This window comes from Erwinia sp. L03-1 (assembly GCF_058686115.1).
This window is the reverse complement of record NZ_CM178762.1, coordinates 1,651,818-1,675,280: the sequence shown is the minus strand read 5'-3', so window position 1 is coordinate 1,675,280 and position 23,463 is coordinate 1,651,818. Positions and strand designations below refer to the sequence as shown.

Below are 23,463 nucleotides of genomic sequence, written 5' to 3'. Positions count from 1 at the left end.
GAAGACAAGAACATCTGCCAACGCTTACTCCCTGTGCAGACCCCTCTTTTTAGCTAACAGCGCAATAATCGTTACGGACACATGCGTGAAAGCGTAGAAAGTGGACAGGGTGACAATAAAGTTGGAGAGCGTCTGCGGAAATGAGAACAGTGCACCATACCCCACACCTGCGCCCTTTAAAAAACCCGATGCAATGATAACAGCCATGCATGCGACCAGCGGCCAGAAAAATTTCATGGTAATACTCCTTGTTAATATCCTCTAATCGGATAGAGGATTAATCCCTTAAGCCATCGCCTTGATACCCCTCGTGCTATATCCGGCACAGGTTATCACACGCTCATCCAGCGTCGCTGCTGCGCGGACAGGGCGATGGCTTCCAGCACCCGCGATACCTGTAAACCCTCGGCGAAATCCGGCCACATGCGATCGTTAGCCGCAACGCCATTAATCAGGTCGCGAATTTCCACCGTCTTCTGATCGTTGAAGCCAATTCCATGACCCGCCGTAATGCAAAAGGCGGCATAGTCCGGATGCGCCGGGCCGGTCAGCAGCGTTTTGAACCCCTGCCGCCCGACCGGATCGTCGTGTCGGTAGACAGCCAGCTCCGCCATACGCTCCTGGGTATAGCGCAAAGCGCCACGGGTACCGGTAACCACGTAGGTCAGCCCCATTTTGCTGCCGCAGGCGATACGCGATGTTTCAATCACGCCGTGCGCACCATTCGCAAAACGCAGCAGCGCACTGGCCTGATCCTCATTTTCCACCTCACGCATCAGGGAGGGATTAGCAGCGTCGGGTCGCTGCTTAATCACCGTCTGCATATCGCCGGAAACTTCGCTGATGCTTCCCACCAGATAGTGCGCCATATTCACGATATGGGCAGCCAGATCCCCCAGCGCCCCCAGTCCCGCCCGTGATTTCAGGCAGTGCCAGTCCAGCGGCGTGAGCGGGCTGGCCAGATGATCTTCGTTATGGGTGCCATAAAAGTGCACCACCTCCCCGATCTCCCCCCGCGCTATGATCTCTTTTGCCAGCTGGCTGGTGGGATTCTTCATATAGTTGAAGCCCACCAGCGTTTTCACACCGGCCTGTTCCGCGGCGCGCGTCATCTCTTCCGCATCTGCGGCATTCAGCGCCAGCGGCTTTTCTGAGTAAACATGCTTACCGTGACGGATCGCCTCCAGCGCCATCTCCTTATGCAGAAAATTAGGCGCACAGATATCTACCACGTCAATATTCGGGTCGGCCACCAGCTCGTGCCAGTCTCCCGTGGAACGGTTAAAACCCAGCGCGGCGGCCTGAGCCTTTGCTATTTCCGGGTCGATCTCCGCGACCATTTCACGAACGACCTCTCCTTTCAGCGCAAAAACGGTGGGGGCCTGAGCATAGGCTATCGCATGACAGCGTCCAATATAGCCTGTACCAATCAACCCAATTCTGACCTTTACCATCGGAGTTTCCTGCGCATTAATAAGGGGTGAACTGGAATGTATATTTCAAAAACAGCCTCAGCAATCAACAAATGAAATAAACGTGACCATTCTGGCGAAAGTTACTGTAACGGATGCTGTTTCTTAATACCGCTTTGCGAGAGCGCCAGCAGTGAATGTGAAAGCGCCCGAATAGCTTCAGAAGCCCATCCCCGCCCGTCAACCCGTGAAAATTCAGCAAAATGCTGTTTTATTCAGCAGTTAATCAAAAAGGTGAAAACAGGCTTTGACATCCCCGGCCCGGGTCGATAACATGCGCCCCGTTGAAACAATTCCTCTGTAGTTCAGTCGGTAGAACGGCGGACTGTTAATCCGTATGTCACTGGTTCGAGTCCAGTCAGAGGAGCCATACATAGAAAAGCCCGCTTAGGAAACTAAGCGGGCTTTTTGCTTTTTGGCGCGATTTGTGGGGGTCTGCGAAGAGTGGAAGTGTACAATCGCTCTTATTGCTGATGACGGCCGCAACCGTGGCAGGATAGGAGGTGTTGCCACTCAATCTATCGGGGGTACAGGTTCACCAATATAAGTGTGCGTGCAGCAGCGGCAAGTCACCATAACGTCCTTGCTCGTAATTAAAGGGTTTACCTGTTGCAGAATTCCATTCTCATCAACAAACAGACCCGGATAAAAACTGCTTTCGCCAATGCAGACTAAATCCCTTCGCTGATGCTCATGTAGCGCGACCAACCAGAATACAGGCTCGGTAGTATCAAGACGTCCACATACTTCGCTGAATATTGCATCCCACGGTTTGCCAATCTGTTTGATCAGAAAATAAAACAATGGAGTGTAGTCTCTGCCACGCTTCTGTCTGCCATGCATTGTCTCGCGCTTTGCCAGTAGCTCATCTCCGACTTTTTTACGATTGCGTTCCCAGCGATACTCAGCACCTGGATTATTAGAATGGTGCCGCGTAGTCGTGTTGACGCTGCGATACAGTTTACGGGACTTATTCAGTTGATGATTACGCATAGCTCGATCTGGTACATCCTTTATTCTGTGAGTCAGTAACCCCTGCCGGAGCCAGATTCAATAGTTTGTGACTGCATAAAAAATGGTCATGCTTTAAGGCAGTTTCATTCTGCTGAAATACCTTTCCACTGACAACTACCAAAAAGTTTGCTTCTGGCACGAAGCGGACAGGCCCGAAACCGCATGACGTCTGCAATAGGCGGAAAGCGAGATTAGCTGTGGACGTTCAGAACGCCGACTCAAGGTTATGGACCATTTTTTTGTCCGCAGTATTATGCCGCCTGTGCCATCAGATACCAAGTGCCGTGAACGCATCAAAAGCTGCTTTTTCTTTCAGGCTATGCTGCTTCTTAATGTCTTAAAAAGTGCCCTATTTGCATCTGCCGGACAGGAAACGCAGCATGTCGGCAGGCGCGGTGATCGCCGCCAGACTGACGACTATCAGGGCAACGCCGGCCCATCCATACGTCGGCAACCTTTCTCCCACCAGCATTACCGCCAGCAGCGCAGCAATGACCGGTTCCAGCAGGGTGATTGTCGTTGCCATGCTGGCCGGGATGCGTGCCAGCCCGAAGCCATAGCAGACGTACCCTACAAACATCGGTACCAGCGCCATGTAGATTCCTGTTGCGGTATTATTCCAGGCGGCCAGCAGCGGCGCGCCCGTCATCAGCAACACGGGCATCAGCATCAGACCACCTGCCCCAAACGTGGCACCCATCGCCGCGCGTGGGCGCACACCGCCCTGCATTAATCGCCTGGCTGACCACGAGTAAAGGGCATAGGTGAAGCCAGCCAGCAGGCCGAGGGCAATGCCGGCCATCGCCGATCCGCTTCCTGAACTGTGGCCACCGCTTTTTGCAATGCACAGCAATGCCATTCCGGCTACGCCAACCAATGCACCACTCGCCCACTGCTTTGTCAGGCGCAGCCCGTCAAGACGGATCTCGATCAGCGCGGACAACAGTGGCGCCGAGCCGATAGAGATAACGGTGCCAACCGTCACCCCGGCATAGCGCATCGAGGTATAGAAGGCGAGAGGATAGATAGCCACCGAGAGTGCGCCAGTCAACAAACCAGGCCAGTGCCGCGCAATCAGCCGGCGCTGACGAAGGATGGTGGTTGCGGCAATCAGCCCCTGAAGCAGCCCGCCAACCCCCATCGCCACAGCCCCCACGGCCAGCGGGCTCAGGTCGGGCGCATAGGTGGCAGCGGTACCGGTGGTTCCCCAGAGAATTGCCGCGACAAGTACGCCAGCCATGCCGCTCAACTGTTGTCCTGATGCCACTATCAGTATGCCTCCATTATTTTACCGGCCATGACGTCGGCCTGGGTTACACAGTCACTGTTACCTCCCAGGACGGCGCGTGAGATGCTGCCTGGCCCCCACAGTCACCAAACACAGCCCGTACAGGTTCTTATTGGCCACACCTGCGCGTTTCACGATGCCATCAATGCCGGCACCCTTGAGGCTATGGTTGAAAAAAAAGACCCGAGCCGCACTGAGCAGTTTTTCACCGGTGGATTCGGAACCCCCAGGAAGGGTAGACATCCCTATCCCACAGAATGAAGGGTTCGAATTACCGAAAAACTTAGCTTTCAAGTGCAGCAAGGATGGCGGCTTCCATTTTCTCCGGGGTGGTGATCGATGCAAAACGCCTGAGCGGTTTACCGTCGCGTCCGATCAGGAACTTAGTGAAGTTCCACTTGATCCGCCCACCCAGCACGCCGGGCAATTCGTTTTTCAGATAACGAAACACCGGGTGCGCTGCGGCTCCGTTGACCTCTACTTTCCCGAACATCGGGAAGCTCACACCGAAGTTAATGTGACAGGTCTGCGCGATTTCGTCGGCATCGCCCGGTTCCTGCTTACCGAACTGGTTGCAGGGGAAACCAAGCACTACCAAACCCTGGCCGGCGTATTTCTTGTAGAGTGCTTCAAGGCCGCCGTATTGTGGCGTGAAGCCACAATGGCTGGCGGTATTCACTACAAGAACGACCTTACCAGCGTAGTCGACCATAGAGATAAGCTGGCCGCCAGGGCTGGTGGCGGTAAATTGATAAAAAGTGGTTAGCACAGGTTTCTCTTTTTTAATTAATGGCAACGTGTTTGACTTTACGCCATGCTGGCATGATAACGTCAATTTTCATCAGGATGAAAGCAGACATGTTTATCAGGCCCGCTCCAGTCTCTATGGATTTGCTCAACTGCAGTTACAATAACACCTCCCCCAGCCAGGCAGACTTCTGGCGTGACTCGACTACGGGTTATGTGGAAAGTCGTCGCGCCTGTAACAGCCGCGCGTGTTATAAACCACACAGTCACCCGACCTTTTCAATTGGCGCAGTTGATGCAGGCGGTAGCACGTTTTCAGGAGCATCAGGTGGCCCTTGCGCTTTACGGCCGGGAATGATGGTTTTCATTCCTGCCGGCTGCGTTCATGCCTGTAATCCATTGCCCGACCGGTGCTGGAGCTACCAGATGCTGCATCTCGATGCTGCATGGTTAACTGCTTTAGTGGCCGAAATAAGCCCCACGCCATGTGGCTTCATCAGTGAAAGTGAAATTCGAATCTTTGATAATGAAGATGTGTATGGCCGTTTTTGTGAAATGAATACCACCCTGTTTTCGACGTCCAGTGCAGAAGACAAAAATGCGGCGTTGATAGAGTTTATTGGCGACTGTGATTATGGCATTAAACTGGTGGAAACATTTCCTGTATTATCGCCTTGCGTCAGGTTGGCGCTAAAAAGCGTTATCGATGTTTTACAACAGACTGACCGGCAGCCGTGGGCATTAGCAGAGTTGGCAAATATCGCAGGCATGAGTCGCTATCAGCTCATCAGGGGGTTTCGCGCTGCTACCGGAATGACACCGCATTCTTACCAACTCAATGTGCGCATTAATCAGGCACGCCGCTGGCTTCAGTCCGGGCATGAAATTACCGATATTGCTTATCGACTGGGTTTTGCCGATCAAAGCCACTTTCAGCGCGTGTTTAAGGCTTATACTGGCGTAACGCCGGGCTGCTATCGGGCCTGAAAATAATGCAATTTTATTCAATACAACGCTGGTCCAGATCTACACCCTGTTAAATATATCTTTTAAAAGGGTGATATCATGATGCAACAATTTTTTATCGTGGCAGCAGCGCATTTTCTGGCGCTACTGTCACCCGGCCCGGATTTCTTTCTGGTTGCCCGAACATCAATCAAAGCTGGCTGGCGTCACGCAGCGCAAGCTTGTCTCGGAATAGCGATAGCTAACGGTGTGTTTATTCTCGCTGCTTTCAGCGGTCTTACGCTTTTTCGCTCTGGCAGCATGAGCTTTGTTGCCATTCAGCTCGCAGGCTGTGCCTATTTACTGTATCTCGGTATACTTTTCATCCGTTTCGCCGGCACGAGTCCCATCGCCGTAAATAATGTTAAAACCCATGACCTTATAACAGAATCTGCCGATGTATTGCGTCTCTGCCGTGTATTCAGCCTGGGCTTTTTTTCGGGTATTCTCAATCCAAAAAACGCACTGTTCTATGTCAGCCTGGCTACGCTGATTGAAGGTTCTCATACCACGATGAGTTTGAAGGTCTTATATGGGGTGTGGATGTTTAGTATCGTGCTGTTGTGGGATTTACTGATAGCTCTCTTCATTGGCAATCGTCTGGTACTACAATACTTTTCGCAGTTATTACCCTGGCTGGAACGTATCTCAGGAGTCATTCTGATTGGGGTGGCGCTGAGTGTCATCGTGGTCAATGTCATCGCACTGGCTTGAAAATCAGTGTAATCCGCCTTTGATCTGCGGGCCGACTTTTCCAGGCGCGATCTGATAACGCTTACTGTTCAGGTAAAGACAGCAATGAGATCCTCTCATGCCGGGGATCGCTCCAACCCTATTCGATAATCATTATTCGGATGATTACCCGCCATATACACAAGGTAGCCATCCCCCACAGCCTGTGGCAAACTTAAGGTTTTCTGAAGCACAGGGAACCTGCTTTATGCCTGAGAGCCACACCACCTGTCGGTTTACCGAAGGCAATATAACGCTTCCTGACCACTATCAGGATCGCACCGTTAATGTCTTCACCCTCCCCGGTAAGAACACGCCTGCCTTTAATATCTCCCGCGACTCGATGAATGATGACGAAACGCTGTCGGCTTATATTGACCGGCAGTTAATGCTGATGCAGAAGCATCTGAAAGGCTGGAAGCAGACCGAACGGGTGTCTGTTGTTCCCGGCGATAACCTGTTGCAGGGTGAATGTGTGCATGCCAGCTACCTGCGTGACGGTAAACGGGTCTTCCAGCAACAGGCGGTATTTAACACGTCTGAGAACCATATTCTGGTGTTCACTATGTCCCGTGTGGAAAAAATCAGGGACATGGACAGCCAGTGCTTTCAGGCACTCCTCGGCAGTTTTCGGTTTAACACCTGACAATAAGGAACGTTGTTATGTTTGAAGCGGCACGCGTGGGCGATGATATCGGCCATTCCCATGCGCTGGCAGGGATGATTGCCGGAACGATTATCGGTGGACTGATTGCGGCTGCGGGCGGTATTGCCGCCGGGGCAATGATGATTGCCGGTCTCGGTGCGTCCTGTCTCGGCATTGGCGTCCTTCTGGTCGGGGCCAGCATGGCGGTGGGATACCTGACAGGTGAACTGGCGACGTGGCAGCACGATTTATGGCTATGATGAGGAAGGTTGTCTTCTCAGACACTACGAAGCCTGTCCGGACCACAGCACCAGGACGTTCCGCTATGACGCTGCGGATAACCTGCTGCCGGATAATGACCTGTCTGCCCTGCCGCTGACGGATAATCGTCTCACGCGCTGGCAAAATCTGTTTATGAAATACGACTGGTGGGGCAACCTGGTCAGCCGCCGCAGCGGGCTGTATGAACAGCATTACGAATACGACGCGGAAAACCGGCTGATACGGGCTGAGGGCAATGGACCAGAAGGCCGCTTCACGGCGCACTACCATTATGATGCCCTGGGTCGTCGTACCCGTAAAACCGTCACCACCCAGCGTGGCACTACTGAGACCCGCTTCCTGTGGCAGGGCCTGCGACTGTTGCAGGAGCAGCAGCAGAACGGTCAGTATCAGACATACATATACGACCCCAAAGAGGCATACAGCCCGCTGGCGCGGGTTGACCATTTGTGTGACGACAGTCGCGGAGAGATTCTCTGGTTCAGTACCGATCTGAACGGTGCACCGCTGGAAATCACTGATGAACAGGGACAGCTCCGGTGGAGCGGACATTACAGGAGCTTTGGTGAGGTTATCCGTCAGACAGAAGGTTTTCACCGCCTTGCACGGCAGGCCGCCCTTCACCATCAGCCGCTGCGCTATGCCGGGCAGTATGCTGACAGCGAAACCGGGCTGCACTATAATCTGTTCCGGTATTACGACCCGCAGATTGGGCGGTTTACCGTGCAGGATCCGATTGGGCTGGCGGGTGGCGATCTCAATTTATATAACTATGCGCCTAACCCTTATGTATGGATAGACCCGCTAGGTTTGGCATTGAGTGGTGTGGACTTTAGCGGAAGCCCATCCCTCTATCCAGTGACCGGCTCACAGCGTAATATTGTTGAGATTACTCTTCAAGGGGCAAGGGGGCGAGATTTTACTGAAGCTTACAAATTAGCGGGAATAAATGAAGCTGACGCATGGCAATATACATGGCACCACCTGGATGATTTTGATCCTGAAACAGGTAAAGCAACAATGCAATTGGTTACTACTGATGCGCATGTTGCCTCTTTTCCTCACAGAGGGTCAGTGTCTCAGTTTGAAAAACACTTTGGCGTCAAGTATGGCTCGCCGGAAGCTGTGAAAATATCTCATAGTAAGGGATGGCTGAGAGGTCGAATTCCTAAATATTGCCAATAGGTGAAAATATGACGATAAAACTAATTGATTCATCGCCTGCTTTAACTGCGGATGAACTTGACAAAATTGAATCAAAGCTGGGAATTACTTTCCCTCCAACTCTAAAGTCTGTATGGCTAGCAAACAATGGAGGAGTCCTGGAGGGAGGGCGGCGAGTTTACCAGAGCACAAAGTACGAGAATGACATAAAATACTTTCTGCCCGTCTTACATGCAAAAAATGCAGGAACATTAACGGTTGATACATTCTATAAAGCCTTAGTCTACGAGAAGAAACTATTACCTGAGAATTTTATTCCATTTGCAATAGATGGGGGCGGGTTTCCTTACTGTGTTGAAAGAAATGAGGAGACAGTATATTTCTGCGATCTGGAAAACCAGGAGGAAAATCTTCTTGAGCCGGATCTGGATAGTTTCGTAGGAAAAATATTCACCGAGGACGAAGCTTGGGGATAACGCTAAAGTTTTTGTTAATATTTTCTTGCTGGCCCTGTAAATAATCCTGTGTAACTGCCACAGCATTAGAGGTGATCGCTCAGGCGGTCACCGAACTTGATAATAAAGCGACTCATCGCCAGCCGCCAGTTTTGGATCGGCATATTCCATTTTTTTGAAGCATCCCTGTCCGCCAGATAAATGAATTTCCGCACCGAGTCATCTGTCGGGAACACCTTGCGTTTCTATATCCCCTGACGGATCACGCTGTTCAGCGATTCGACGACATTCGTGGTGTAGATAGCCTTGCCCATAGCTGAAGTGATCTTCCCCAGCAATAGGGGACACGCCAGCAAGTAAACTCTCATTCAGATTTTGTAAGATGAAAACTGATACTTACTGACCGTTATTCTTTGAACTGTTGTGTCTCCTGCCCCTGCTTCCGGGTTAATGAAAACCCGTTGCGCATATAGCCAATGGGCATACCATGTCGCCGGTTCTCCTGATATGACGACGGCACGGACTTACTGAGCATCCATCAGGACGGCAACGGTCTGCTGAATGAATATCTGTGGCAGAACATTAATGGGCTGCCACACGTTGCGGCTGATCGTAACAGCGCAGGTGAGCGGCTTAATGTTGATTACGATGTTTAAAACGGCACCCGGCGGGCCGTACCACGCGTTATCACTGGTTCGGTGGAACCGACCGCATTGCGCAGACCCTTTCCCCGGACGGAAAGACTACGCAGGCCACTTATGACCTGCGCGGTCGGCTGCTATCGGATGCCGACGCGCTGAATCATACCACCACGTATCATTATCCGGACGATGAAGAGACGCTGCATGACCGCATCACCGACGCCAGCGGCGACGAAGTACTGCTGGAGTGCAACCGCCAGGGGATGCTGGCGCAACGCACAGACTGTTCCGGCAGCATGACCCGCTTCACATATGACCGCTTCGGGCAACTCCTGAACAGTGTGGACGCGAAAGGTCAGCTCACCCGTCGCGAGTTGAACGACGCCGGTCAGCTTACTGAGATTATCCGTGCCGATGGCAGCAGGGAAACGCTGCTGTGGAACGAACATGGTCAGCCTGCCGTCTGGCGTGACCCGCTGGATATCACTGATGAACAAGGCCGGCTCCGGTGGAGCGGACATTACGGCAGTTTTGGCGAGGTTACCCGACAGACGGAAGGTTTTCACCGCCTTGCACGGCAGGCCGCCCTTCATCATCAGCCGCTACGCTACGCCGGGCAGTACGCTGACAGCGAGACCGGGCTGCACTATAATCTGTTCCGGTATTACGACCCGCAGATTGGACGCTTTACGGTACAGGATCCGATAGGATTGCTGGGAGGCTGGAATCTTTATCAGTATGCACCGAATCCGTTGACATGGACTGATCCACTGGGTCTTTATAATGGTGAAGGTGAGCGAGAACTCGGGAAATATCACGTTTTTCATGAGCATGGTCTGGTAGAATCAGAGTATATGCTTTCAGACAGAGAGCAATTTCGTAGCGGTAACCAGTCAGTATATGAACGTATGCAGACTGATCCTGAGTTCAGGAGAGAAATGCAGACTAAATATCCGCAGGCAGTTGACTGGGTACAACCAGGGCCCAACGGAAAATTCAGGGGTTCCTCACCTCCTGGCCTTACCTGGCATCACGAAAATGAACCTGGTATGTTGGTTCTGGTTGATCATAATGATCATAAAACCTACCATAAAATCTATCATCCCGATGGCTCCGGAGGTCGTAAGAAATGGGGCGGAGGGAACAGTTGTCGATAAAGGATGTGTTATGAAAACGTATAGTGGTTTTAACGAGTTGCTGAATAACTATAAGTCTCTTCCGGAGGCTGGGTGGATTTATACTGACAGTAAGTTAAAAACTGAAAACGACATTTCAAAAGGCCGTTTTTATGTTGCAGAAAATGATGAAGAAGAGTGGGATCTTGATGATACATATTCGGAAACTTTCCTTGAGGCTCCCATATTTCGGGCAGTAATCGATAATAAACTAGAACATCATCCCGATTCAGGTAGTGATGATTTTATGAAAGCCACAATACACTATCTTGAAGAAGATGACTTCCTCGACTGATTTATTTTAATAACCGATCTCCCAGTCCATTAACCACGCTACTGTTTCGGTATTACGACTCACCGACAAACGCTTTAAGGGACAGATAGGGCTTGTAGGTAGATTTCATCTATATCGGTATGCACCAAATCTGCTGGGGTGAATTGCCCCACTTGGATTGGCTTATTTATACTATTGCCAGAATACAAAAAAGAGTAAGCAGAATTGTTCTTTACAAAAATAGAATCATTTATAAAATATCCCAGTTGTATATTTTAATATTTTCATCTTAACTACCTTCTCCCACTTATCAATTTTGATCTTACCCACCAATAGTGGACACGCAGCTAAGTGAGTAAACTCTCAACCAGAGGTGACTCATGACAAAACCAACATCGACCAGCAAAAAGCCCCGTAGAGGAGAACGGTGATAAAAAATATATAATAATGCATGAAGAAGATAAGTTTGGCCGAGGCCCACACCTTCATACTGCTGATGATTTACATGGTAGTCCATTAGAAAAAAATATCAGATACAATCAACACGTTGGTCATATCCCTGAAAATCATAGTGGCATAACAGATATGCGAGGAAAAAAGAAATGTCCATAAACCTCAGAGAAAAACTGAAGGAAACGCAGAAAAAAAATGAGATAAAAAGCATCAAAAACCTGATCATTACTAACACGCACTTGCAAGAAAAAGATATCATTTGTGATGATATTAAATATCAAAATATTATTGATGTGTCTTACGATAAATTAACAATCAAAAAAGATTGTTTTGATGTGATGTCAGAGAGGAAAAGTTTTTCTCTAAAGATTTAGATGAAGAAAAAGTAACTTTTATGGTGAAAACGAAGAGTAATTTTTTTATCTTTACCCTATCTTTCAATAAAGAATAATTTGGAATTTTTCTGGGATGAAGATCGAATGCTGAGTCAATCGAATGATAAAATATTCATTAATTACAACCTGAGTAAAGGTTTTATAATATTAATGAGTGAATACGGATTAGAAACAGGAATATGGTAATTGCAGTTATATTTTCTTCTTCGTCAATTTTTAGTAAGCCTGATAGGATTAGCAGAACGGCCATTACAGTACACATATCTACGACTTTAACGGTGCCCCGCTGTACATTATCGATGAAAGCGGCGAACTCCGCTGGAGTGGGCATTACGGTAGTTTTGGCGAGGTTACCCGGCAGACGGCAGGTTTTCACAAAATCGTGCAGCAAACTGCCCTTCACCATCAGCCGCTGCGCTATGCCGGGCAGTATGCTGACAGCGAAACCGGGCTGCACTATAATCTGTTCCGGTATTACGATCCGCAGGTCGGACGCTTTACGGTACAGGATCCGATTGGGCTGGCGGGTGGCTGGAACCTTTATCAGTATGCGCCAAATCCATTAGGCTGGATTGATCCGTGGGGGCTGGCTAAAAATTCTTGCGTAGGCACACCTAAAGATGCTCAGAAGAAGACAGTTTCTGGCATCCCTGCACGCGTCAGTTAGTCACCACATCGCACCACGCCCTGACATGTGTATTACCCGGGTAAAGGTTGGTATTACACCAACCTGATTGCTGGTATCGTTCCTGCCGCCCTTTACAACAGATCCTGCCACGTCATAATCAGTTTCGCCGTTAACGGCTCCGCCAGCAGTGCGGCATCCGGCTGCCAGCTGTCCCAGTCACGGAAAGCGCTGAAATTAAGCCCGGTCAGGGTTTCCAGCGAGCTGACCGAAACGCGAAATTCATCGACGTTGGGCGCTGCCTCCGGATTCGCCAGCGGCAACACCCGGCGCGGTTCGTCCAGTAATTTATCCTGGCTGACCAGCAGCGCGGTGGCCTGCGGATTGCCCTGTGGCCCAATGCGCAGGACAACCTTCCAGAACATCAGCGGCACCTGTAACTCCCCATACTGTCTGCTTTGTTCGTTGAGAACCGGGCCGGTGAGAACGCTGATCTGCTTTTTTGTCTGCAACACGCCAAATTCAAGGATATAGCGCTCAACCCCCTGCCAGTATTGCTGACTCTGGTTAAAGCGAAAATGCTGCGGTGAGCAGTTGGTAAAATGAAAAGTGTCTTTATTAGCACGAACCGCTTCGGCAGCGCTCCCCCACGTGGGATCGCTGCGGCGGGTAAGGTGGCCCCGATCGAACCAGCGGCTGAACTCGCTGTAGAAAGCCTGACCGGTGACATATCGGCTGTCGATACGGCTGTCCTGATACCAGCTGTCCGCTTCAGGCAACAGCGAGGGCTGACCACTGCTGCGATCGATACTGATATAGCTTGCACCGTCGATGTTGGTGGCGGTAAAAAAGGCCAGTTTTCGCTGCGCGTTCATCAGCAGGGAAAAGTGCTGGTAGTTGAGCCTCGCCTCTGCGCCTTTGCTGCCGTCGGGTAAGGGTGCCACTTCCGCCACGCGCGGCGCGATAATCTCTGCCATATCAATATGCGTACCGGCAAGGAAACCGGCCTGAAAGCCGTCACGATTGCCGTAATTTCCGTCCGGCGCAGCAGCGCTGGCAGCGGGCCGCTGGGGCGTAGCATCAGAGGTTAACGCCTGCATCAGCTGTATCTGCATATCAGCAGAAAGCTGCGGCAGTTCGCCTTTCAGCCAGTCGGTCAACGCGCTGATGCGTATCCCTTCGTTAACCCATTTTCCTTTGTCTTTAACTCCCCCATGATGCAGCGCCACCAACTGCCAACCGTCGTTGAACACGGGCGCACCGGACGATCCGCCCTCACTGTCGGCCTCGTAATGCAGAAACTGTTCGTGCCGGGCCAGCAGCATATTGTTGCGCAGCGTAATCTGCTGTGGCGCGCCAACCGGATGATGGATCAGATTAAGGTTGATGCCCAGCGCATGTTTATCGTTGCGATCGTTAAGCGCCAGCGGCAATGGCGTTTCGCCGCTGCCCTGCAGGACGTCGCCCAGGGCAATCAGCGTGCAGTCAAACTCTGCTGTCGGGCTGGTCAGCCAGAAGCGTTCCGCATCAAGTGAATAGAGGCGACCAGCAATAATTTCGCCCGTTTCGCTCTGGCGATAGCCGAACTGTACCGTCATGGTGCCCTGCGCTGGCGGGTCAGGCAATAAGTGGTGATTGGTGACAAAAAGACCGCCATGCGTCAGAAAACCGCTGCCTTTCGGTACCCCATCCTCCCTTAACAAGCCTACTGACCGGGCCGAGGTTAGCCCCTGCTGCAAAAATGAAATCGGCAGCAGATCGTTAGTATTACCGACAATCACGCTCTGCCGGGTACGTTGCTGAAACGCGTAGCGCTGCGCGCGTCGCCGATCCGGATCGGCCTGATTTCCCTGCGCGAGGGCTGTGCGGGTCTGTTGTCGCTGCTCTGAGGTTAGCGCCAGCCGTGAGGCAATCAGTTCTTTCTGTTGCTCGTTCATTCGCATCTCCATGGTAGGGTGTGAAGCCTTTTAACCATAGCTGCTACTTCTGACGGAACAAGTGGCGATCTGATTCGCCACCCGGCTGGAAATCCGCTACTATCCGCTCCCACTCTCCATCCGGGCGGCCTGATGTCTGTGATTTTCGATACGTTTATTGCCCCACCGTGCCATGACAGCATAGAGACCCTCTATCAGGACGAGCATCTGGTACTTATAAATAAACCCGCCGGGCTACTGAGCCTCTCGGGGAAAAATCCGCAAAATCTCGATTCGGTGCATCATCGCCTGGTACAGACCTTTCCCGGCTGCACGCTCGTCCACCGCCTCGATTTCGGCACATCCGGGCTGATGGTGATTGCCCGTAATAAAGCAATTAACGCCGCTCTCTGCCATCAGTTCAGCCAGCGCACGGTGACTAAAGTCTACAGCGCACTGCTCTGTGGACATCTGGACGATGACGAAGGGGTGATAGATGCTGCGATTGCTAAAGATCCGGCGCTGTTCCCGCTGATGTCTGTCTGCTCCATCCACGGCAAGCCCGCCCGCTCCCGCTATCGGGTCGTTGAGCGCTTTTATCACCGGCTGGAAGAGAGGATGCTGCCATTAACGCGGGTCGAGCTAACCCCGGAGACCGGGCGCACCCATCAACTGCGCATTCACTGCCAGCAGCTGGGCCACCCTATTTTGGGCTGCGATCTGTATGGTGGTCGCCTGCTGCCGGGAACCGAAGGGACACCGCGCCTGATGCTGCACGCCGGTGAATTACACTTTGTTCATCCTGTCAGCGAAGAAGAGATTAAGGCCATACATCCCTGCCCGTTCTGAATGCGACAATCTCTGTTACGATGCCAGAGCGGAGAAGCCCGGCGTCAGGCTAACGCCGGTGCGTGAAGCGTTTGCCCGCTAGCGCTGAACGTGAAGACGCTAGCCGAAACTTACCACATCAGATCATCAGGCACTTTAAAATCGGCGTAGGGATCGTCTTCGTCCTGCTCTTCCTGACTGAGTGCGCTATTTAATACAATGCTGTTCGCATCCCGCTGGGCAATTTTATCGGCCACGCTCGCCGGGATAATAGCGTACTGGCTTTCGCCACCGTTATCGGCGACCAGACGGGCAATGGCCAGGCGACCATTGATAAGCTGGGTTTGCGTCGTCTTATCAACGGCTATTTTTTTAATCAGGTTATTGTCTGTAAAGTTAAAATCAATGCTGCCTTTTGCAATGACCACCCTGTTCATTTCAATAAGCTGTTTCACCTGGGCTTTATACTCTTTCGATAAAGCGGCCTGTTTCTGCTGTTCATTGAGCTGCTTATCACGCTCAAGCTGTGACTTTTTATTTTCTTCCACCGCCTCTCTGGCCTCACGGGCCTGAACGCGTGATTTTTTAGCCGTTTTCTGCACTTTGGCCATTTTTTTGCTGGTCACTAATCCAGCCTTAAGCATCTGCTCTTGTAAGGTGAGTTTTGTCATCTTCGTCTCTAAACCCGTAAAAAAATTTAGGGGATTATACCTGTAACTTTCAGAGCTGTACCAGCCTGTCGGACCGGATCGTCAGGGGGGGAGTATGGAGGGGTTTATTCGCACCGGGTGTGACCTGCTTTCTGGTCCGGACAGGCTGTTGTTATTTGCTGTGGATCAGAAAAGCCCGCTTAAGCGCACTTAAGCGGGCCTGTTGCACAACAATTTTAGCCGTTAGCGGGCCGACAGACTTCAGATGTCGAAGCGATCCAGGTTCATCACCCGGGTCCATGCCGCCACAAAGTCCTTAACAAACTTCTCTTTGGCATCTGCGCTGGCGTAAACCTCGGCGCTGGCGCGTAGTACGGCGTTGGAGCCAAACACCAGATCGGCGCGCGTGGCGGTAAATTTCACCTCACCGCTGACGCGATCGCGCCCTGCAAAGCGTTCACCGGAGGCGTCGGTGGCTTTCCATTCCGTGCGCATATCCAGCAGGTTCACGAAAAAGTCGGCGTTAAGTTCGCCCACTTTGTCAGTGAAGACGCCGTGCTGGCTGCCGTCAAAGTTTGTTCCCAGCGAGCGTAATCCACCGATCAGCACCGTTAATTCAGGCACGGTAAGCGTAAGCTGCTGGGCCTTATCGATCAGCAGATCCTCTGTTGAGGTCTTGCCAAAAGTACGGCGGTAGTTACGGAAGCCATCCGCTGCCGGATTGAGCAGTTCAAACGATTCGATATCCGTCTGTTCCTGACGGGCATCCACGCGACCCGGGGTAAAAGGCACCTCAACATCTACGCTGACCGCCTTCGCGGCTTTTTCTACGCCCACGACGCCTGCCAGAACAATGATATCCGCCAGGGATGCTTTCGGATATGACTGCTGAATAGCTTCCAGAACCGGCAGTACGCGGGCGGCAGTGGCGTTAACCTCCCACTCTCTTTGCGGCAGCAGCGCCAGACGAGCGCCGTTTGCGCCGCCGCGTTTGTCACCGCCACGGAAGGTTGAAGCCGAGGCCCAGGCAACCGAGGTTAGCTCACTAACGGAGAGGCCGGAAGCCGCAATTTTTTCCTTCAGCTGTGCAATGTCGGCAACCGTTGGGTGATACACCGGCGCAGGCAGCGGGTCCTGCCAGATCAGGTCTTCTTTAGGCACTTCTGGTCCGATATAGCGCGCTTTCGGCCCCATATCCCTGTGGGTCAGTTTATACCAGGCCCTGGCAAAGGCTTCGTTAAAGGCCTGCGGATCGCTATGGAAACGGCGCGAAATTTTCTCAAATTCCGCATCGAAACGCAGGGTCAGATCGGTCACCAACATGGTCGGCTTGCGTTTTTTCGACGTATCGAAAGGATCGGGAATAATATCCCCGGCATCAACCGCTTCAAACTGAATAGCACCAGCCGGGCTGCGCGTCTGCACCCACTCATATTTAAACAGGTTTTCGAAGAAGTAATTACTCCACTGGGTTGGCGTCTGTGACCAGACAACTTCCAGACCGGAGGTAATGGCATCCGCACCGACGCCGCTGCCATAGCTGTTTGCCCAGCCAAGGCCCTGCGCTTCAATAGGCGCGGTCTCAGGATCGACATCAACATGGCTGGCTGCCGCTGCCCCATGGGTTTTACCCAGCGTGTGACCGCCAGCGATTAATGCAACGATCTCTTCATCGTTCATCCCCATATTGCCGAAGGTGGCGCGGATAGCCGGAGCCGCCGACGCAGGATCGCCACTGTGCTCTGGGCCTTCCGGGTTAACGTAAATCAGCCCCATTTCCGTTGCACCCAGCGGCGCGCTCGCCAGCGATTCAGGATGGCGGTGTTCAAGCCAGGTGGTTTCATCACCCCAGTTCACATCCATATCCGGCTCCCAGACGTCTTCGCGTCCGGCACCAAAACCGAAGGTACGGAAACCAGAGTTTTCCAGCGCAACGTTGCCCGCCAGGATATAGAGATCGGCCCAGGAAATTTTCTGGCCATATTTTTGTTTAACCGGCCACAGTAAGCGGCGCGCCTTATCCAGGCTCACGTTGTCTGGCCAGGCATTCAGGGGAGCGAAACGCTGCTGTCCGCGACCTGAACCGCCTCGCCCGTCAATCGCACGGTAGGTGCCTGCGCTGTGCCATGCCATACGGATAAAAAGGCCAATGTAGCTGCCCCAGTCGGCAGGCCACCAGGATTGTGATTCAGTCAGCAGCGCTTTGAGATCGGCTTTAAGTGCAGCGTAATCTAATTTGGCAAATTCTTTACGATAATCAAAGGATTCATCCAGGGGGTTAGAGCGGGCTGAGTGCTGATTCAGCAGATCGACTCTGAGCTGATTGGGCCACCAGTCACGATTGCTGGTACCGCCACCCGCCGTTTTATTTGAGTTTCCTGCATGGAACGGACATTTGCTAATGTCGGCTTCTCTGTCTGCTTCCACAATCGGTTTTGCGTCTTTTGCTGCTTCATCAATAGAACTGCTCATGCTCACACCCCTTTTATGTATTCTTGTCGCTACTCTATACGCGGAAATAACGCAGTCACATCTGAAATACCCTATGTATTTGATAGAGCTTCCCTTCGGAATTTTTGGGCGGCTTCAGCTTTCCCTGCCCGCTTCTAACCTGGCGTGCCCCTCATGGAAAAAACTGTTCGCCCCGAGTTATAGCCTGTGCTATACATTATAGCAAATGCTAATTATGCTGTTTTTATAAGCCTTCTGGGGGATTTTTATGCCGTTTGCTCCGTGGTTGAAATCAGGGATTTGCGCCCTGCTGGCGACCTTTCTGTCGCTCACGCCTGCCGCCGCGCAGGAGAAGTTTAAAGTCATCACCACCTTCACCATCATTGCGGATATGGCGAAAAACGTTGCCGGTGACGCCGCCGATGTGGCCTCCATTACCAAACCGGGTGCAGAGATCCACGAATACCAGCCCACTCCGGGTGATATTAAACGCGCCCTGGGCGCTCAGTTGATCCTCGCTAACGGCCTGAATCTGGAATTGTGGTTTAAACGCTTTTATCGCCATCTCGCTGGCGTGCCGGAGGTGGTGGTGTCCGATGGCATTCAGCCCATGGGTATCAGCGAAGGCCCCTACAGCGGCAAACCTAACCCCCATGCGTGGATGTCGCCGGAAAATGGGCTGATCTACGTCGATAATATCCGTGATGCGCTGGTGAAATACGATCCTGATAACGCGGAGATTTATCGCCAGAACGCCGCCGCCTATAAGCAAAAAATTCGCGCCACCGTCGCTCCGGTTCAGCAGGCGCTGGCGAAGATCCCGGCAGATAAGCGCTGGCTGGTAACCAGCGAAGGCGCCTTCTCCTATCTGACCCGTGACTTTGGGCTGAAAGAGCTATACCTGTGGCCGATAAATGCCGATCGGCAGGGAACGCCGCAGCAGGTGCGGAAGGTGATTGACGTCGTTAAGCAGCAGCATATCCCGGCGGTGTTCAGTGAAAGTACCGTTTCCGATAAGGCTGCCCGTCAGGTGGCACGTGAAACGGGCAGCCACTACGGCGGCGTGCTTTATGTCGACTCACTCAGTACCGCCGACGGCCCGGTGCCGACCTATCTCGATTTGCTGCGCGTGACCAGCGACACCATTGTTAAAGGCATCACTGAGGGTTTAGCGAAATGAATCCGCGCCCGGCTCTTCAAAGCGGCATACGGGTTGACGACCTGACGGTGACCTACCGCAACGGTCATACCGCCCTTCGCGCTGCAACCCTGGCGGTTCCGTCCGCCAGTATCACGGCGCTGCTGGGCATTAACGGCTCGGGTAAATCCACATTGTTCAAGGCTATTATGGGCTTTGTGCCGCTCTCCGGCGGGTCAATTACGCTGCTGGGAATGCCGGGCAAACGCGCGCTGAAAAGCAATCTTGTCTCCTACGTGCCGCAGTCCGAAGAGGTGGACTGGTCGTTTCCGGTGCTGGTGGAGGACGTGGTAATGATGGGCCGCTACGGTCATATGGGCATGCTGCGTATTGCCCGCGCGGAAGATAAACGCCTGGTGGATGCGGCGCTGGAAAGAGTGGGCATGTCCGACTTTCGTCACCGGCAGATCGGTGAACTCTCCGGCGGCCAGAAAAAGCGGGTTTTCCTGGCGCGCGCCATTGCCCAGCGCGGCCAGCTGATCCTGCTGGATGAGCCTTTTACCGGCGTTGACGTTAATACCGAACGGCAGATTATCAGCCTGCTGCATGAGCTGCGGGCAGAGGGCCGCACCATGTTGGTCTCTACCCATAACCTCGCCACGGTTAGCGACTACTGCGACCATACGGCAATCGTGAAAGGCACGGTGCTGGCCTGCGGGGCGACCTCCACCATCTTTACCCGGGAAAACCTGGAAAACGCCTTTAGCGGCGCGCTGCGCGGGGTGGTGTTCAGCGATCCGCCGCCTAATCCCCAGGATCTGGCGGCCGTTGGAGAGGTGCGCTGATGGCGTGGCTGGCCGAACCCTTCCACTATCAGTACATGCTGAACGCCATGTGGGTGTCGGCGCTGGTCGGCGGAGTATGTGCTTTTCTCTCCTGTTACCTGATGCTAAAGGGCTGGTCGCTGATTGGCGATGCCCTTTCGCACTCAATCGTGCCGGGCGTGGCGGGCGCCTATATGCTTGGTCTGCCCTTCGCGCTGGGGGCATTTCTCTCCGGCGGGCTGGCGGCGGGAAGCATGCTGTTTCTGAACCAGCGGTCGCGGCTGAAAGAAGATGCCATTATCGGCCTGATTTTCTCGTCATTCTTCGGCCTCGGCTTATTTATGGTCTCGCTGAATCCCACCTCGGTGAATATTCAGACCATCGTGCTGGGCAATATTCTGGCCGTTGCACCGGAGGATATTCTCCAGCTGGCAATTATCGGCTTCACCTCCCTGCTGGTTTTGCTGATCAAATGGAAGGATCTGATGGTGACCTTCTTTGATGAAAACCATGCGCGATCTATCGGCCTGAACCCCACCCGTTTAAAACTGCTGTTCTTCACCCTGCTGGCGGCCTGTACCATTGCTGCGCTACAAACCGTTGGGGCGTTTATGGTGATCTGTCTGGTGGTCACGCCCGGCGCGACGGCATGGCTGCTGACTGACCGGTTTCAGTGGCTGCTGCTTATTGCCGTGGTTATCGGCAGCCTCACCAGCTTTTTCGGCGCCTGGCTCAGCTACTACCTCGACGGCGCAACCGGCGGCATCATCGTGGTCGCGCAGACGCTGGTCTTTCTTTCCGCTTTCGTCTTTGCGCCGAAACATGGCCTGCTGGCAAGGCGCAGGCGTTTTAGCAACGGGCAGGAGGCAGTATGACCCTGACAGAAGTGTTACTTAGTCCACTACAGTTTGATTTTATGCACACGGCGCTGGCCATCGCGGTCATTGTCGCCATTCCCTGCGCCCTGCTCTCCAGCTTTATGGTGATCAAGGGCTGGTCACTGATGGGCGATGCCATGAGTCACGCGGTGTTTCCCGGTGTGGTCATTGCCTGGATTATCGGCATCCCCCTCGCCATCGGCGCGTTTTGTGCCGGGCTGTTTTGCGCGCTGGCTACCGGCTACCTCCAGGAGAACAGCCGCATTAAGCAGGATACGGTGATGGGCATCGTTTTCTCCGGGATGTTTGCCGCAGGCCTGATCGTCTATATTTCCGTGAAGCCTGAGGTGCACCTCGATCATATTTTGTTTGGCGATATGCTTGGCATCGCTTCACAGGATCTCTGGCAAAGCGGCCTCATCGCCTGCGCCATTGCGCTGATTGTCGGAACGAAATGGCGCGATCTGCTGCTGCATGCCTTTGACCCACAGCAGGCTAAAGCCTGCGGTCTGAACACCTCGCTGCTGCACTACGGGCTGCTGAGTATGATTGCGCTGACCATCGTTGCCACGCTGAAAGCGGTGGGGATTGTTCTGTCGATCGCCTTGCTGATAGCGCCCGGCGCTATCGCTATTTTGCTGATGCGCCGCTTTTCGTCGATAATGATCTGCGCCGTGCTGCTATCGGTCACGGTGTGCTTTAGCGGCACTTACCTCGCCTTTTTCCTCGACAGCGCGCCTGGCCCAACCATCGTGCTCCTGTTCGCCATGCTGTTTATTGCGGCGTTTATCTTCTCGGTCCGTCGCGAACGGTACAGGACTCTGTGCTGAGTTTTCAGACAGCGCTGCCCGTTGCGGCAGCGCATTTAAACGTCATTTTATGGAACGGGGCACGGTGAGCGTTGTGCTCACGGATTGCCGTCGGAGCAGCAGGAACTTAGTACCACAGACGCAGAATCGGCCAGCCCACCAGCAGCAGTGCGGCGATGTAAACCACGCCGAGAATGCCGCCCAGACGCCAGTAGTCTTTCGACTTCACATAGCCACAGCCGTAAATGATGACGCCAGGACCGGTCGCGTAGGGCGTAAGCACGCCCATCAGGCCGATGGAGAGGACCAGCAGCATCGAGAGCTGCTCCATGGGGACGTCAAGACCTTTACCTACCGCCAGAATCACCGGTAACAGCGTCGCCGTATGGGCGGAGAGGCTGGCAAAGAGGTAATGAGCAAAATAGAACACCAGCACTAAGGTGATGATGGTCATATCCGGCGAGAACCCGTCCAGATGGGTGCTCATGGTAGTGGCGAACCAGTCGATAAAACCAGATCGGGTCAGGCCACTGGCCATCACCACCAGCGTGGCGAGGTTGACCAGCGTATTCCAGGCGCTGGCGTAGCGGGTTATCTCCTTCCAGGCAACGACCTGGAAGACCAGCATCAGTGAGACTGCCAGCAAACAGACCGCCGTGGCATTCACCACTTTTCCGCCAAAGACCCACAGGCACAGGCTGAGCAGCACCAGCGCGATCAGGCTGTACTCTTTACGCGTCACCCTGCCCATCTCCCGCAGTGCGCCACCGGCCCAGACCGCCACTTCATTGCTGTGCGTAACGCCGGGCTTATAGAGATACCAGGAGATAAGCGGCGCCACAATCAGCAGCAGCAGTCCCACCGGCAGAAAGGCCAGAAACCACTGCATCCAGCTGATTTGCAGCCCGGCGATTTTATTAACAAACTCAATGCCCAGCACGTTCGGCGCCGCCCCGGTGATAAACATCGACGAGCTGAGGCTGGTTCCGACGACCATCATCCACATCAGGTAGCCGCCAATGCGGCGGGATGAGGGATCGTTCGGGAAGGAGTCAAACAGCGGCGGCAGATTTCTGACCACCGGAAAGACGGTGCCGCCGGTACGGGCGGTGTTGGAAGGGGTAAAGGGAGCCAGCAGAATATCGACGATAACCACGGCGTAGCCCAACGTCAGCGTCCGTTTGCCCATAAATTTAACCATAAACAGGGCAATACGCCTGCCGAGTCCGGTAGATTCATAGCCCAGCGCAAAGATAAACGCACCGAATACCAGCCAGACCGTCGTGCTTGAAAACCCCGCCAGCCCCCATTTCAGCGCCTCTTTACCGGCGTTAAAGCCCGGTGCGGCCAGCTCCGCCGGGTCAAACAGCACCCAGTCAGCGGCCAGCACGCTGGCCGTCACCGCAATAAAACTGACCGCCGTGGCCGGAACAGGCTCCAGGATCATCCCGACGATCATGGCAACGAAGATGGCGAAAAAATACCAGGCCTGGGGGGGCATTCCCGAGGGGACAGGTAGCAGTAAAATTGCGGCCAGCACCACCAGCGGTGCCAGGGATTTCATTATTTTCGATGTTAACTCAGACATTTAGCCTCTCCTT

At 53.1% G+C, this 23,463-nt stretch carries 24 protein-coding genes, 1 tRNA gene and 3 pseudogenes; 17 read left to right on the top strand and 11 right to left on the bottom strand.

The genetic code is table 11. The features are described 5' to 3' along the window. Positions 1-24: 24 nt before the first annotated feature. Positions 25-237, bottom strand: coding sequence for a hypothetical protein (locus AC4PCC_RS07650; protein ID WP_492126951.1), 213 nt, complete (start codon positions 235-237; stop codon positions 25-27). 95 nt (positions 238-332) lie between these two features. Then, positions 333-1,454, bottom strand: a complete 1,122-nt coding sequence (locus AC4PCC_RS07645) for a Gfo/Idh/MocA family protein (protein ID WP_492126950.1) — start codon at positions 1,452-1,454, stop codon at positions 333-335. 312 nt (positions 1,455-1,766) lie between these two features. Here AC4PCC_RS07645 and AC4PCC_RS07640 point away from each other — a divergent pair. Continuing rightward, positions 1,767-1,842, top strand: a tRNA-Asn gene (locus AC4PCC_RS07640). A gap of 143 nt (positions 1,843-1,985) precedes the next feature. On the opposite strand, the gene AC4PCC_RS07635 is transcribed toward AC4PCC_RS07640, so the two are convergent. The 3 genes from AC4PCC_RS07635 to AC4PCC_RS07625 form a co-directional block, all read right to left on the bottom strand. Then, a complete protein-coding gene (locus AC4PCC_RS07635) occupies positions 1,986-2,465 on the bottom strand; it encodes a hypothetical protein (protein WP_492126949.1) in 480 nt (159 codons plus the stop codon). A gap of 370 nt (positions 2,466-2,835) precedes the next feature. Further along, positions 2,836-3,756 carry a DMT family transporter gene (locus tag AC4PCC_RS07630; protein WP_492127469.1) on the bottom strand — a complete coding sequence of 307 codons (921 nt, stop codon included), beginning with the start codon at positions 3,754-3,756 and terminating at the stop codon, positions 2,836-2,838. A 301-nt stretch (positions 3,757-4,057) separates the two neighbouring features. After that, on the bottom strand, positions 4,058-4,486 hold the full coding sequence (locus AC4PCC_RS07625; RefSeq protein WP_492127468.1) for a glutathione peroxidase: 429 nt from the start codon (positions 4,484-4,486) through the stop codon (positions 4,058-4,060). 77 nt (positions 4,487-4,563) lie between these two features. On the opposite strand from AC4PCC_RS07625, the gene AC4PCC_RS07620 reads away from it, so the two are divergent. The 6 genes from AC4PCC_RS07620 (at position 4,564) to AC4PCC_RS07595 (ending at position 8,826) form a co-directional block, all read left to right on the top strand. After that, entirely contained in the window at positions 4,564-5,508 is a 945-nt protein-coding gene (locus tag AC4PCC_RS07620; RefSeq protein ID WP_492126948.1) for an AraC family transcriptional regulator, read from the top strand. 78 nt (positions 5,509-5,586) lie between these two features. Next, positions 5,587-6,240, top strand: a complete 654-nt coding sequence (locus AC4PCC_RS07615) for a LysE family translocator (protein WP_492126947.1) — start codon at positions 5,587-5,589, stop codon at positions 6,238-6,240. 226 nt (positions 6,241-6,466) lie between these two features. Beyond that, positions 6,467-6,904 (top strand): DcrB-related protein, encoded by a 438-nt coding sequence (locus AC4PCC_RS07610; protein ID WP_492126946.1) that lies wholly within the window; start codon positions 6,467-6,469, stop codon positions 6,902-6,904. Between the two features lie 17 nt (positions 6,905-6,921). Then, positions 6,922-7,164, top strand: a complete 243-nt coding sequence (locus tag AC4PCC_RS07605; RefSeq protein WP_067707268.1) for a hypothetical protein — start codon at positions 6,922-6,924, stop codon at positions 7,162-7,164. After that, the gene (locus AC4PCC_RS07600) at positions 7,127-8,371 is read left to right on the top strand and encodes an RHS repeat-associated core domain-containing protein (protein WP_492126945.1); all 1,245 of its coding nucleotides are present in this window, start codon (positions 7,127-7,129) and stop codon (positions 8,369-8,371) included. Before AC4PCC_RS07605 ends, AC4PCC_RS07600 begins: the two co-directional genes overlap by 38 nt. Before the next feature lie 8 nt (positions 8,372-8,379). Further along, complete coding sequence (locus AC4PCC_RS07595; RefSeq protein ID WP_492126944.1) at positions 8,380-8,826, top strand: SMI1/KNR4 family protein; 447 nt, start codon at positions 8,380-8,382, stop codon at positions 8,824-8,826. Positions 8,827-8,891: 65 nt separating this feature from the next. Here AC4PCC_RS07595 and AC4PCC_RS07590 read toward each other — a convergent pair. Next, a pseudogene (locus AC4PCC_RS07590) lies at positions 8,892-9,113 on the bottom strand (transposase); the annotation flags it as partial. Between the two features lie 470 nt (positions 9,114-9,583). After that, complete coding sequence (locus AC4PCC_RS07585; protein ID WP_492127617.1) at positions 9,584-9,943, bottom strand: hypothetical protein; 360 nt, start codon at positions 9,941-9,943, stop codon at positions 9,584-9,586. On the opposite strand from AC4PCC_RS07585, the pseudogene AC4PCC_RS07580 reads away from it, so the two are divergent. The 5 genes and pseudogenes from AC4PCC_RS07580 to AC4PCC_RS07560 all read left to right on the top strand — a co-directional run. Beyond that, positions 9,920-10,603 (top strand): annotated as a pseudogene (locus tag AC4PCC_RS07580) (RHS repeat-associated core domain-containing protein); the annotation flags it as partial. The gene AC4PCC_RS07585 and the pseudogene AC4PCC_RS07580 overlap by 24 nt on opposite strands. Beyond that, on the top strand, positions 10,518-10,916 hold the full coding sequence (locus AC4PCC_RS07575) for a hypothetical protein (protein WP_492127616.1): 399 nt from the start codon (positions 10,518-10,520) through the stop codon (positions 10,914-10,916). The pseudogene AC4PCC_RS07580 and the gene AC4PCC_RS07575, both read left to right, overlap by 86 nt. 426 nt (positions 10,917-11,342) lie before the next feature. Next, complete coding sequence (locus tag AC4PCC_RS07570; protein WP_492126943.1) at positions 11,343-11,507, top strand: hypothetical protein; 165 nt, start codon at positions 11,343-11,345, stop codon at positions 11,505-11,507. Then, a complete protein-coding gene (locus AC4PCC_RS07565) occupies positions 11,498-11,722 on the top strand; it encodes a hypothetical protein (protein WP_492126942.1) in 225 nt (74 codons plus the stop codon). Before AC4PCC_RS07570 ends, AC4PCC_RS07565 begins: the two co-directional genes overlap by 10 nt. Before the next feature lie 289 nt (positions 11,723-12,011). Next, positions 12,012-12,356 (top strand): annotated as a pseudogene (locus AC4PCC_RS07560) (RHS repeat-associated core domain-containing protein); the annotation flags it as partial. A 146-nt stretch (positions 12,357-12,502) separates the two neighbouring features. On the opposite strand, the gene AC4PCC_RS07555 reads toward AC4PCC_RS07560, so the two are convergent. Continuing rightward, positions 12,503-14,305 (bottom strand): DNA/RNA non-specific endonuclease, encoded by a 1,803-nt coding sequence (locus tag AC4PCC_RS07555; protein ID WP_492126941.1) that lies wholly within the window; start codon positions 14,303-14,305, stop codon positions 12,503-12,505. A 132-nt stretch (positions 14,306-14,437) separates the two neighbouring features. Here AC4PCC_RS07555 and AC4PCC_RS07550 point away from each other — a divergent pair, with 132 nt between their 5' ends. Beyond that, the gene (locus AC4PCC_RS07550) at positions 14,438-15,133 is read left to right on the top strand and encodes an RluA family pseudouridine synthase (RefSeq protein ID WP_492126940.1); all 696 of its coding nucleotides are present in this window, start codon (positions 14,438-14,440) and stop codon (positions 15,131-15,133) included. Between the two features lie 110 nt (positions 15,134-15,243). Here the strand turns inward: AC4PCC_RS07550 and AC4PCC_RS07545 are convergent, their stop codons facing one another. Beyond that, complete coding sequence (locus AC4PCC_RS07545; RefSeq protein WP_067707458.1) at positions 15,244-15,783, bottom strand: DUF2058 domain-containing protein; 540 nt, start codon at positions 15,781-15,783, stop codon at positions 15,244-15,246. A 240-nt stretch (positions 15,784-16,023) separates the two neighbouring features. Next, positions 16,024-18,234, bottom strand: coding sequence for a catalase/peroxidase HPI (gene katG, locus AC4PCC_RS07540; protein WP_492126939.1), 2,211 nt, complete (start codon positions 18,232-18,234; stop codon positions 16,024-16,026). Positions 18,235-18,481: 247 nt separating this feature from the next. Between katG and AC4PCC_RS07535 the strand changes: the two genes are divergently transcribed. From AC4PCC_RS07535 to AC4PCC_RS07520, 4 genes are read left to right on the top strand one after another with little or no spacing between them, the layout of a single operon-like run. Continuing rightward, positions 18,482-19,393 carry a metal ABC transporter substrate-binding protein gene (locus AC4PCC_RS07535; protein WP_345828089.1) on the top strand — a complete coding sequence of 304 codons (912 nt, stop codon included), beginning with the start codon at positions 18,482-18,484 and terminating at the stop codon, positions 19,391-19,393. Beyond that, positions 19,390-20,196 carry a manganese/iron ABC transporter ATP-binding protein gene (locus tag AC4PCC_RS07530; protein WP_492126938.1) on the top strand — a complete coding sequence of 269 codons (807 nt, stop codon included), beginning with the start codon at positions 19,390-19,392 and terminating at the stop codon, positions 20,194-20,196. Before AC4PCC_RS07535 ends, AC4PCC_RS07530 begins: the two co-directional genes overlap by 4 nt. Then, positions 20,196-21,050, top strand: a complete 855-nt coding sequence (sitC, locus tag AC4PCC_RS07525) for an iron/manganese ABC transporter permease subunit SitC (protein ID WP_492126937.1) — start codon at positions 20,196-20,198, stop codon at positions 21,048-21,050. Before AC4PCC_RS07530 ends, sitC begins: the two co-directional genes overlap by 1 nt. Then, complete coding sequence (locus AC4PCC_RS07520; RefSeq protein WP_492126936.1) at positions 21,047-21,883, top strand: metal ABC transporter permease; 837 nt, start codon at positions 21,047-21,049, stop codon at positions 21,881-21,883. Before sitC ends, AC4PCC_RS07520 begins: the two co-directional genes overlap by 4 nt. 106 nt (positions 21,884-21,989) lie before the next feature. Here AC4PCC_RS07520 and AC4PCC_RS07515 read toward each other — a convergent pair whose 3' ends face one another. Further along, positions 21,990-23,450, bottom strand: a complete 1,461-nt coding sequence (locus AC4PCC_RS07515) for an anion permease (RefSeq protein WP_345828094.1) — start codon at positions 23,448-23,450, stop codon at positions 21,990-21,992. Positions 23,451-23,463 lie beyond the last annotated feature (13 nt).